Below are 12,246 nucleotides of genomic sequence, written 5' to 3'. Positions count from 1 at the left end.
AAACTCAGCTGCTAAGTTTTGACCGTAGTCAGAAGAGTTATCTTGGATGATTGCTGCAGTTTCGTAACCTTCTTGGTTAGCAAATTCCGCTAATACAGAACCTTGGAAAGCATCTTGGAATGGCACACGGAATACGTATTCCAGGACATTACCAGAGCTATCTAATGTTAATGAGTCCCCTGTCGCTGCTGGCGCAACAATTGGCACACTTGCGTCAGTCGCTGTTTGGATTTGTGCTTCAGTTGATCCTGTTGTATCAGAACCCACCAAAACGGAGATGTTTTCTTCATCAATTAAACGAGCAGTTTGCGTAGTTGACTCAGTTGCATCTGACTTGTTGTCTACAGAGATGTAGTTCACATCTTTACTTAAGACACCACCATCTTCATTGATTTCTTTAAAGGCTAAGGCTGCACCATCATTGATCGCAGTACCGTAAGCAGAAAAGGCACCTGATAAACCAAAGTTACCACCAACATTGAAAGTTTCGTTGTCTGCAGTGTTTGAAGCGCCTGAATTGCTAGTAGAAGTCGCAGCCCCACAAGCAGCTAAAGTGACGGTAGATAATAAAGTTAAAGCTAGTTTTCTAAATTTCATCTATATGTCCTCCCCAGAACGTAATTGATTTTAATTTTGCCTCATGTCCAAACCCAAGCGCTACATCATTATTTGCCATAAAAAAAACGACAGCCTCTTCAGGACCGTCGTTCTAACCAAGGCCCCTCTTTAACGAGAAATAGGACCCTACACATTTGTAGAATCCCCTTAGTTAATAATAATAATAATGTTAGCAAAGGTTGGCGAAACAGGACTATTGACATTGCAGGATTGTTTTACAGCTGTTTTCATCTTGTTTCACTCCTTTCTAATTTGTTCTTAATGAGTTGCTATTAATATAGCAAAGTTTTTAAAGGGTTACAAGCCTTTTATTAGAAATTTGCTAGAAAATCCGGAGATTCCTTTTTGCCATTCCAAAAATACTAAAACCTATTCTGGCGCTACTGCCGTTGATCCAACCACTTCATTATTTTGAATCTCTTGGATGTAGGCTGTTTTATTTGGTGTATGGTCTTCTTTCATTGTGATCGCACCAGTTACCCCTTGGAAGTCAGTGGTGTTAGCAATCGCTTCAGCAATGGCTTGGTTGTCTTCAGAACCCACTTCTTCTACCGCATTTGCGTATAGGTAAACTGCGTCATAACCTAGGGCCGCAAACTCATCCGGTGCTTTACCGTAGGCTTCTTCAAAGGCTGCTGAGAATTCTTGAGAGGCTTTTGAAGCATCTTCATCTGAGGCGAAATGAGACACATAGTAGATGTCATTCATGTTTTCTTCACCCGCAAGTGAGCTCAACTCTTCTGAGGCCAAACCATCTGGTCCAACAATCGCTGCTTCAATGCCCATTTCACGCGCTTGTTTGATGATTGTTCCCGCTTCAGTATAGTAACCAGCAATGAAAATAACATCCGGATTTTTAGATTTAATATTCGTCAAGATAGAAGAGTAATCTGTATCGCCTGATACATAAGATTCAGTTGCTACAACATCCCCTTCAAAAGCGCTTGTAAATTCGTCTGACAAGATTTGTCCGTAATCTGACGAGTTATCTTGCATAACCGCTGCCGTTTCATAGCCTTGGTCATTTGAAAAACGTGCAATCGCTCCCCCTTGGAAGGAGTTTAGGAAGGCTACTGAGAACCCATATTCATAAACTTCGCCATTAGAATCCAAGGTTGCCCCATCACTTGTTACCGCTGGCCCAATAAATGGCACTTGCGCTTGTGTAGCTGCATTAATTTGCGCTTGGAAGTTGGCAGTTAACGATGGGCCAATAATCGCTGATACGCCCTCTTCATCAATCAAACGCGCCGCTGCAGATGCTGATTCATTAGCATCCGACTTATTATCCGCTTCAATATATTCAATTTGCTTGCCGTCGATCCCACCAGCTTCATTAATCTCTTCAACCGCTAGTTTCGCTCCATTATTAATATCATTCCCGTAACCAGCAGCAGAACCCGTTAACTCAAAGTTCCCACCAATTTTAATCGTGTCCTCACTCGTATTAGAATTCGAACTAGAAGTCTGCGTCAAATTTCCACAACCCGCAATTACCATTGTTGACAGCAACATGACTGAGAAACGTTTAATCCCTTTAATATTCATCATAAATCCTCCTATATCTCCACTATAATTTTAAACTTTAATATAATTGCCGATCCCCTTCTTTGAAAAAGGGGATTCCTTAACTCAAAATATTCTCCTTCATTCTCGTCACTCTTCTTAGCTAACTGGTCCCAATAAAAAAGCCGGCGCTTCGTGAGATACGAGCCACCGGCTAATTAGCTAGGCCCATATTTCATGGAAAAAAGGACCCTACATCATGTTGTAGAACCCTAACTAAGCTAATAAAAGTAATAAAGATGTGTGAGAAATACTAATCGGGTTTGAGGCCCAAATAGCCATCGATGATTTTTCGTTCATTTTAGTCATGGTACCTCGCTCCTTTTCGTTTTTCTGAGTTGTCTATAATATACCAAATTAAATTCTAATAATAAAGCTTTATTTTAATCAAATTATCATTTTTTGTAAATTCCTTTGAGATTGCCTACTTATCGCCCTAACTTGACTCTAATCGTTTTATTTATATCTTTTTTGGCTTATTCCTGCCTATTTCCTTTTTCCTATTGATTCCAGCTAATCTTTCTCGGTGGTCTATATAATGATAGTAAAATCAATAAAGCTGTGAAGCTCTGACGTATGTAATTCAAATGATCATTTTGGTGATGATTATGCTGATAGGGTTTGTCGCTGAATGACAACAATTATTAAAAGCACCAATAACCATAGCCGGATCTGTTCAGTTTCTAACCTTCTTTCAAAATAATGGTTTTATGGGCCTTCTTTTAATCCTCGCCTTATACGGACCTGACGGCATGTTCTATACCTCGCTCATCAATATCCCAACCAATCTCTTTATCTATTCCTTTGGGGTCTGGGCCATGTCACGAGGCAATGATACCGATTTACATCCTAAACAATTGGCAAAACGACTCTTACTTTCAACCCTTGTCCCAGTCGCACCTATTCCATTACTGATTAATGCTTTAGGTTTAGTTTAGTTTACAAATTAAAGAGGGCTGTCTCCTTTAATCCAGACAGCCCTCTTTTTGTATCTTCTATTAGTATCGATTATTTACGTTTGCGTCCTGGTAAGGCTAAACCTAATCCAGCAACGATTGCTGAGAAGGCAAACCCAAAGCCACCTGCTGTGAATCCAGCTTTTGGCAATGTAGCCGCAGCGGCTACAGCTGCTTCTTTTTCTTCAGCTTTAGATGATTTACCTGGGGTTTTAGGATCAGCTTTATCTATTGTTTTATCTGTAGAACCAGCTTCAGTTGAACCTGATTGTCCATCCGTTTTACCTGAAGTCGCTTCTTCTTCTGCTTCACCGCCAGTTGTTTCTTCTGCCGGAGTTTCCTCTGCAGGCGTTTCTTCACCTGGTACTTCTTCGCCCGGAACTTCTTCACCTGGTGTTTCACCAGCTTCAGCTAGTAAAGCTTCGTAGTCAGCAGTTAAGATTGGGATAATTTGGTTTTGTGGTAATTCGTCAGCATAGTCTGCTAAGTTTACAACGCCACTTTCCATTGCATCCATCACAACACGGTCTAACGAAGGTCCTTCTTCACGTTCACCAGATAGCATCGTATAGCCGTCCCCACCTTGTGCTAAGAAGTCGTTAGTTGCCATGAAGTAGCTACCACTTTCGTCATCAGCCACTAATTCAAATTCACCGGTTTCGCGGTTTAAGATGTAAACACCTAATACACGTTGACCTGCTTCTAATGTTGGGTCGAAGTAGATTTTGATGTCAGAAGATACTTGTAAGAAACCACCTAAAGCTGCTAGACTTGGTAAGTTTGAGTCTTCATCGATTGCTTCTACAGTGTATTGACCATCAGAAGATGAATAAGGTTCCGTTACAGTCGTTGCTGAGTAAGCCAATTCAAACATGTCGTAGATTGTTTCACCAGTTACTTGGATTTGAGAGATGATATTCCCAAACGGTAAAACAGCAATCACGTCGCCTTCAGTGATTGGTTCCCCTTGAACGATTTGCTCACGAATACCACCCCCGTTGATCATAGCGAAATCAGTTGGGTTGTTGAAACCACCGTTACGGCCGTATTCAACCATTGCGTCGGTAATGTATGTACCTGAGTTTGTTTCGTGTGAACGCACGTGCTCACGAACACCGTTAAACCAGATTGGGTTTTCTTCAACGATCACGCGACCTGTTTCTTCTTCAAAAGTAGCAGAAGCATCATCAACAATCGCTTGAACTGTTTCATTTGTACGGCCAGCAGTTACTTGGTTGCCCTCTTCGTCAAATTCGTAACCAATTGTTTCTAAGGCTGTTTGTGCATCCACTAATTGACCTTCTGTTAATGATGGATCAACAAAGTTCAATGTCACTAAACCAATGTTATTTAAAGCAGTACCTGTTTGTTGTAGTAAAACATTACCGTAACGTTCATTGGCAAAAGCTGTATGAGAGTGACCATCTAAGACGATAATTTGGTAAGCATCGAATGCTGCAACGTCATCTAAGGCCGCTGCTAAAGCAGTTGCGCGCCATTCTTCATTCGTTGTTGCATCTATACCTAAGTGAGATAAGACGATAAAGGCGTCTTCAATTGTTGTTTGGTCTTCGATTAAACGGTTAATTTCATTAACTGTTGTATCAATTGGAGATAAGAATTCAATGTTTTGAACGTTATTTGGATGTGTTTTAGTCGCTGTTTCTGGTGTTGTTACCCCAACGACACCTAAGTTATACCCTTGTGTCGAAACGTTTGTAGAAGGTTCAAATACTAACTCTTGGCTATCTGCATATACAGTGTTTACTGATAATACTGGGAAACCAGTTTTGTCTTGATAACCAGTTGCAACATCTTGACCGAAGTCAAATTCATGGTTACCCACTGCCATTACGTCATAGCCAGCTTCGTTCATCGCTTCAGCCATTGCTGCACCTTCATCATGGTTAGATAAAGGTAAACCTTGGAATGCATCCCCAGCATCTACAATCACATCTGCGTCAACTTCTTCAAAATATTGGGCTGCATTTGCAATACCAATTACACCGTTAGCTTGTTCAGCACGACCGTGAATGTCATTTGTATGGGCAATGGTAATTTCATCCACACGACCATCACCATCCGTATCTGCGTCGCTTGCTGCAGCCGTTACCGGTGTTTCAACGGCTACTTCTGACACTGTTAAGTCTTCAGTAATCACGTCTTCAACAACTGGATCTACAAGTGTTGATTCTTCAACGACAGGTTCAGTAGTTACTTCTTCTGTTGTTTCAGTTATTGCTGAAGATGCTGCTGTTTCGCTTGCTACAGTTTCTTCAACTGCTGACGCTTCCTCAGTTGTAGGTGCTTCTTCGGCAACCACTTCAGAAGTGGTTGCTTCAGTACTTGTGGCATTTGTTGCGGGTGTTTCAGCAACGGCGGTTACTTCTGCTGCTTCAACTTGAGTTGTAGCTGCTAAACCAACGATACCTGTTGCTGCGATAGATAACACAATACGACTAGTAGAAATAAAATAACGTTTTGACATGTTCTCCTCCTCATATAAAACCCAATAAGTGTCCCACTTAGCATAATACCGACTAAATGTTAATATCGCTATTTATATGATGTAAATTTTGTGTAAATAATATTTATAAAATAAAAAAAGCAGGCACCCTATTACCGGAAACCTGCTTCTAATATAATATATTGCAAAGTTTAGCTAACAACAGAAACTTTGATATCTTGATCATATTGATTATCTAACATACCACGTTGGCAGTATGCGATGTCGTCTTCAATGCGGCAAATCTTAACCAATTCGTTTTGAACGAATTCACCGTCAGGAATTGCACTCTTTGCCTTGTATACCATTTGATCAACTAAGACGCGAATTTCGCCAGATTGGTCCTTTGTCACTGGTTCAACGACAATTGCTACCCTATTCATCAACATTACTATCTCCTAAATACATAAATACAGCCATTAGTCACGCTTATTTTATATTCTTTATTAAGGTATGTCAAATATTGCCAAGTTACGTCCCCTCATCATCTTCTAATAAAAATACATTATCGTACTTGATGATTACTTAAAACCCATTCATCCTGATATAATTGGCTGTCTATTTCTTTTAAGTCTTCAGCAATTTCCGGGTTAAATGGCATATGGTCAAGAACGTCCTTATGCAATTCTAGACCGGGTGCCACTTCAGTTAAAACCAATTTCGCTTCCTTATTCAACACAAACACCGCTCTATCAGTCACAATGGTTATTTTCTTACCCGCCTTAACTGCTTTTAGCCCATTGAAAGTGACATAAGATAAGGCGTCCGTAAATTTACTATTACTTCCTTGTTCATCAACCACTAGCTGGTTATTTTCAACATGACTTTTATCTTTCACCATAAAAGGACCTACAAAAATAATTTGCTTTGCCCCTTCCGCAATGTCCATCATGCCGCCAGGCCCCATAATACGGTTGCCCAATAAAGTCGTATTCACATTGCCATTTTGGTTTATTTCACCAAATCCAAGTACTGTTGTCTCTAGACCACCACCATGGTATAGGTCGAACATGTCACCAGAGTTAATGACTGCCTCTGCATTATAATTTGGTCCATAGTCAAATCCGGGAGCAGGTACCCCACCAACAGCTCCTAAATCTGTGGTGAAATGATATTCATCAAGTAAATTGGCTTCATAAAATAAATTAGATACCATACAAGGAAGCCCAACTCCTATATTAATAATCGAATTCTGCTTCAATTCCAAAGCTGCCCTGCGTGCAATCACTAATTTAGGGGACAAGGGTGCTGGTTTTATTGGCAAATAATCGCTACGAATTTCATTTGAAAGCAACGGATTATAGCTTGTAGCAAAAGTTTGTTGATGATACTCAGGTGTGCCTTTATACACGTAATCTACCAAAATCCCTGGTACAAGAACGGATTTTGCCTGTAAACTTCCTCTTTTAACTACTTGTTCAACTTGAGCAATGACGATTCCACCAGAATTCTTAGCTGCAATAGCCATTGTTAAGGCTTGTAGATTCATAGGTTCATGCGTGAAAGTCAAATTCCCCTGATCATCAGCATAAGTTGCCTTAATAACGGCTACATCAATGCCAATGCTCTTATAAAATAACCACTCTTCGCCTTGCAGATTTTCAACTACCATTAAGTCTTCTTGCTGACGAGCTTTATCAGACATTTTTCCGCCAGAATGACGAGGGTCTACATAGGTATCAAGTCCAACTTTTGTCCATACGCCCGGTCCATTTTCCGCGGCATTTCGATAAAGTAAACCAATCGTTCCTTGCGGTATAATAAATAGTTCAATTTGATTATTTAAAGCAGCTTGCCCAGTTAATGGGGCCCCGTGGATATGAGACCCGATATAGCGTTTGAGTAATCCAGGTGCTAACAATAAATCGATTCCCGTTCCCTCACCGCGACTGAGTCCTGCAACTGATATCACCGTAATGTCTTTTGGATGACTGGCTTGCTCATATTGCTGACGTAAGGCGCTAAAAAATTCCTCCGCCAAACCACCAATACCACTAGTTGTGAAAGCAATACGTGCCTCATCTTTCACTAAGGTGACAATTTCTGTTACTGAACGTACCTTACTTTTCATAGTCCACCTCTAAATTCTTTTTAATGCTTCAATAAAAATAGCGGACTAAGTTTTCGCACCCGGTCCGCCACAAGACTTTTAAACAAACTATACAAAGGCGCTAAATCCTGTTAAATGTCGCCCTATAATCAAACTATTCACTTCATGTGTACCTTCGTAGGAATAAATGGCTTCTGCATCTCCAAAATATCTTGCAACTTCCGTATCCACCGTAATACCATTTCCTCCGCAAATTTCTCTACCCAATGCTACAGTTTCCCTTAATAAACGAGCATTTTGCATTTTAGCAATTGAAGCTGGCACTTCAGCATATTTCCCCTCAGTTTGAAGTTCAGCTAAGCGATAAGATAAGGATAAGCCAGTTGCAGCATTCGCTTGCATCCTCGCTAATTTTTCCTGGGTAATTTGGAATTGGCTAACTTTTTTACCGAACTGTTCTCGCTGTCCCGTATATTTCAAAGCCGCTCTTAAGGCACCCGCATGCCCACCTGCCGTAATATGGGAAACATCTGCACGCGTTGCGTAAAGGATACGCGAAACATCTCTAAAGGATTGGATTTTAGGTAGTCTAAAGGCCTCAGCCACCTGTACATTCTTTAAATGAATATGACCATTTTGTACCAGTCTTAGGGCTATTTTCCCATCAATCTTCTCTACGGTAAGGCCCTCGGTTGCGGTTGATACCATGAAGCAAAGGATATCATTATTTTCTGGATTACGGGCAAATACAGGGATAAAATCAGCTGAACCAGCACCACCAATCCACCGCTTTTCACCATTCAATAGCCAATTATCCCCATCTTTCACCGCTGTTGTCGCCATGCCTCCAGCTATATCTGACCCGTGATCAGGTTCTGTTAAGGCAAAACAAGTCTGCCACTCAAAACTAGTAAATTTTGGTGCGAAATAATCAATTTGTTCCTGACTTCCGCCTTGTAGTAAGGTAGTGAAGCCTAGCCCCGCATGGACAGTCATAAAGGTCGCTAAGGACATATCCGTCCTGGCCAATTCATAATAACGGAAAAGATTAAAATATTCGCTCACTTTATATGGGTACTGGCTTTCTTTGAATAAATCAGGATGATTCATTAAACCTAGGTCGCCGACCGTTTTAAAAGCCTCAAAAGGAAAAGTCTCTTCTTTCCAGTGCTGTTTTAAAGTAGGCGCTATTTGATTTTCTAATACTTGACGCAATTTACTCAACAATTCAACTTCTATTTCAGTTAATTTTTGGCTGAAACCATAGACGTCTTCAGGATATAAATCTGAAAGTATCTGCTGTTTATCCATATGCCTACCCTCCTACTTAAATACAGCCGAAAGGTTAGTCATATAGGCATGTCGTTCTTGGAACCCATTAATAAGCTCCTCAAATATTTCATCAACTGTCATAATCTCGTTAATTCGCCCCACGCCTTGACCCATGCTGAGTTGTGCATGTTGGACATCCCCATTTTGCATCGCTTCATAAGACCTACGCCCTGAAATCAAAGGCATTAGTGTTTCTAGTGTCGCGCCGTCTTTTTCTGCTTGAAGGATTTCTTGAGCCATTTCATTATTAGCCACACGCATAGCATTTCTTAAAGATGTCATTGTTAAAACAGTCCCATTTTCTGGTATCTGTAATAAGGCCTGCCGATAAGTATCCGAAGCATTCACTTCTGGTGTTGCTAGAAATCTAGTGGACATTAAGACACCATCTACACCTAAAGCCATAGCGGCATATAGGCTTTTACTATCCACAATCCCACCAGCAGCCAATACAGGTACAGATATTTTCTCTACCGCTTTAGCCCAAAGTATAGGCCCAGAAACAAGGTCTACTCCTGGGTGGCCACCACCTTCAGCACCAACAAAGGCAATGATATCCGCACCATCTTCCTGTGCCGCTAACCCATGGCGGATGGAGGTAACTTTATGAATCACTTTAATACCAGCATCTTTCAATGGTTGGATAAAGTTTCTTGGTCGTTGACCAGAAGTTTCAACTACTGGTACCCCCTCTTCAACCAAGACTTGAATATAATCCATAATCACTTCTGGCATGGCTACTTCAGGTACTAATGAAATGTTGAAGCCAAAGGGTTTATCAGTTAAAGTTTTCATTTTTTTGACTTCAGCTCTTAAACTATCTACGTCCGGGAAAGCCATGGACGGTACTATACCAAGTCCACCAGCATTTGACACAGCTGAAGCAAGTTCAGCCAGCGACATATACTGCATTCCCCCTTGGATAATTGGATACTGAATATTGAGCATTTCAGTGACACGCGTTTGCATATTGGATCGCTCCTTCTCATATTAACGATTAGAGGTTATCAAATAGGCCTGCACTTATCATGAAAGTTCATTATCCGCACCGTATTTATCTAATAACCACTAATTAAGCTTCATCTAGAAAATCATATTTAAGACTTTCATTTTCTAGATAGAAATTCTCTAAAATAGATTGGTAAACAAAGTTTTCAACTTTTGAATACCCTGCTTTTTTCTCACGTACTAAGGTTGGAATATAGGGAATAGGATCTTCAAATCGTTTCTCCACAATCCCCATTTGATTTAATTTTGAAATAAATAAACTAAAATATACTGTTGGCAAAAGCGCAACTAATTGATTATAGAGGACTGTTTCAATCATGTAATCCCAAGAACCTGAAGTAAACAATTGAATCGCCTTAGAATCATGGGTACGCAATTTTTCCCTAACCAAATCGTGCACAATGTCTTCCTTGTTATAAGTAACATAATGATAGCCATCTAGATGTGACCATTTAAGTAGGCGTTTCGTCCTTAAAGGATGGTCTGGTCCCATAAAAGCCACAATTTCTGTTCTCACTAATTGATGTGATTCATATTTATTTTCATCTAATATCTCAGGTGGTACTAGGACTGCCATATGAATCATATTATCTTGTAGCATCCGGTATAAATCATTAGTACCTGCTTCAACAATTTCAATGTGGGCATCTGGATTTTCGATGAGAAATTGTGGAATAAATTTATTAAAGAAAAATCTTAAGTAAGTTGGGTGAATCCCAATCTTGATGCGCCCCTTGTGGACGAGCGATTCTTTCTCAATGACTTGTTCCAAGTTGTTGTATTGGTTCAAGACTTTTAAAGCTGAACTATAAACGCGCATCCCCGATTCGGAAACGCTTACAATTCTACCGTTCTTTCGGTTGAAAAGCGACACACCCTGTTGTTTTTCAAAATTTTTAATAAATTGGCTTAAAGCTGACTGTGAGACAAATAGATTTTCTGCGGCAACTGTTAAGTTACCATTTGATTTTACAATTTCCACGAAATACTGCATTTGGTTGATGTCCATATTTATTGGCCCCTTTACGTTTCTTCTTGCCAATAGTTTAACATACCAGGCTATTTCCCTTGAAACTGAGGATTTCTTTTTGCTAAGAAAGCAGTTACTGCCTCGCGGTGATCTGCAGTTAAGGAAGCTTCACGCATATATTTCGCTTCTAATTTGTTATTCTCTAAAGCCTTTGGATATTGTAGATCATACATAATTGCCTTTTGATAAGTTATAGCTACAGAAGGGCCGGCAACAAAACGACTAGCTAAGTCCAACGCGGCTGCTAGTAATCCTTCATCCGCTACTACTTGATAGGTAAGTCCATAGTCTTCGGCTAAGTCAGATGTAATGGGTTCATTTAGCATGACATGACGGTTAGTCCGGTAAACGCCAATTGATTGACTCAAATTAAAGAGCAAACTAGTATCACCTGGAAAAGCCATCTGAATGAAGGCCGTCACTAATTGTGCATTTTCCCCCATCAAAATAAAATCACAAGCCAAAGCTAAGCCTAACCCAGCACCAGCTGCCACACCGTTTACGGCTGCTATCACTGGTTTAGACGACCTACGAACAGCTGCAACCATCTCTCCTGTTTTAATCACACCTGATTCGGGAATACCTTCACCAGACGCCACCAAGTCTTTAAATTGGCGAATATCACCACCAGCACAGAAATAGTTTCCAGCCCCTGTAATTACAATCGCTTTTACATCTGGATTCTCTTCAACCGATGCTACAGCATCAATCACTTCCTGATAAGTTGTTTCAGAAAAGGCATTACCGGAAGCTTCACGATTAAAGGTAATCCTTGCAATTTGGTTCTCGATGGTAAATAAAATTGTTTCAAACATTGATTTACTCCTTTGCAAAATGGGCAAGTGACTAGCTAATCATATAGTTTTCGGATAATTTAGCTAACCACCGCCAACATCTTGTTTAGCGAATATACTCAAATATACCCGCAGCACCCATACCAGCACCTATACACATAGACACCATGCCGTATTTACTGTCTTCACGCTTGCCCATTTCAGCTAGCAACCTTGATGTTAAAATCGCACCTGTTGCCCCTAGAGGATGCCCTAGGGCAATCGCTCCACCATTCACATTGGTGATGGATTGATCAATACCTAATTCACGTATAGACGCTAAAGCTTGTGAGGCAAAGGCTTCATTTAATTCAATTAAATCTAAATTATCTAAAGTTAACCCAGTT

Annotated in this window: 10 protein-coding genes and 1 pseudogene; 1 reads left to right on the top strand and 10 read right to left on the bottom strand. The window is 40.4% G+C overall.

The annotated features are described in order from the left end of the window. Positions 1-597 (bottom strand): ABC transporter substrate-binding protein (locus tag ACRCJ0_RS05850; RefSeq protein ID WP_431389815.1); only part of this gene is annotated, 597 nt, incomplete at its 3' end. Between the two features lie 390 nt (positions 598-987). Further along, the gene (locus ACRCJ0_RS05845) at positions 988-2,166 is read right to left on the bottom strand and encodes an ABC transporter substrate-binding protein (protein ID WP_431389817.1); all 1,179 of its coding nucleotides are present in this window, start codon (positions 2,164-2,166) and stop codon (positions 988-990) included. 728 nt (positions 2,167-2,894) lie between these two features. Here ACRCJ0_RS05845 and ACRCJ0_RS05840 point away from each other — a divergent pair. Then, positions 2,895-3,122: a hypothetical protein gene (locus ACRCJ0_RS05840; protein ID WP_431389813.1), complete on the top strand. Its 228-nt coding sequence runs from the start codon at positions 2,895-2,897 to the stop codon at positions 3,120-3,122. A gap of 70 nt (positions 3,123-3,192) precedes the next feature. Here the strand turns inward: ACRCJ0_RS05840 and ACRCJ0_RS05835 are convergent, their stop codons facing one another. From ACRCJ0_RS05835 to ACRCJ0_RS05800, 8 genes and pseudogenes are all read right to left on the bottom strand, one after another. Beyond that, positions 3,193-5,628: a 5'-nucleotidase C-terminal domain-containing protein gene (locus ACRCJ0_RS05835; protein WP_431389811.1), complete on the bottom strand. Its 2,436-nt coding sequence runs from the start codon at positions 5,626-5,628 to the stop codon at positions 3,193-3,195. 170 nt (positions 5,629-5,798) lie between these two features. Continuing rightward, positions 5,799-6,029, bottom strand: coding sequence for a hypothetical protein (locus tag ACRCJ0_RS05830; protein WP_420085265.1), 231 nt, complete (start codon positions 6,027-6,029; stop codon positions 5,799-5,801). Positions 6,030-6,151: 122 nt separating this feature from the next. After that, positions 6,152-7,717 (bottom strand): CoA-transferase, encoded by a 1,566-nt coding sequence (locus tag ACRCJ0_RS05825; protein WP_431389809.1) that lies wholly within the window; start codon positions 7,715-7,717, stop codon positions 6,152-6,154. A gap of 87 nt (positions 7,718-7,804) precedes the next feature. Continuing rightward, complete coding sequence (locus tag ACRCJ0_RS05820) at positions 7,805-9,007, bottom strand: acyl-CoA dehydrogenase family protein (RefSeq protein WP_325757004.1); 1,203 nt, start codon at positions 9,005-9,007, stop codon at positions 7,805-7,807. 12 nt (positions 9,008-9,019) lie between these two features. After that, positions 9,020-9,997, bottom strand: coding sequence for an NAD(P)H-dependent flavin oxidoreductase (locus ACRCJ0_RS05815; protein ID WP_048728860.1), 978 nt, complete (start codon positions 9,995-9,997; stop codon positions 9,020-9,022). 103 nt (positions 9,998-10,100) lie between these two features. After that, positions 10,101-11,045 carry a LysR family transcriptional regulator gene (locus ACRCJ0_RS05810; protein WP_271735817.1) on the bottom strand — a complete coding sequence of 315 codons (945 nt, stop codon included), beginning with the start codon at positions 11,043-11,045 and terminating at the stop codon, positions 10,101-10,103. A gap of 50 nt (positions 11,046-11,095) precedes the next feature. After that, positions 11,096-11,881 (bottom strand): enoyl-CoA hydratase/isomerase family protein, encoded by a 786-nt coding sequence (locus ACRCJ0_RS05805; protein ID WP_431389806.1) that lies wholly within the window; start codon positions 11,879-11,881, stop codon positions 11,096-11,098. Positions 11,882-11,966: 85 nt separating this feature from the next. Then, a pseudogene (locus tag ACRCJ0_RS05800) lies at positions 11,967-12,246 on the bottom strand (acetyl-CoA C-acyltransferase); the annotation flags it as partial.

It is taken from the genome of Aerococcus sp. L_32 (assembly GCF_050689315.1).
Note: the sequence above shows the minus strand (reverse complement) of the source record. Positions and strands in the feature narration are given on the sequence as shown.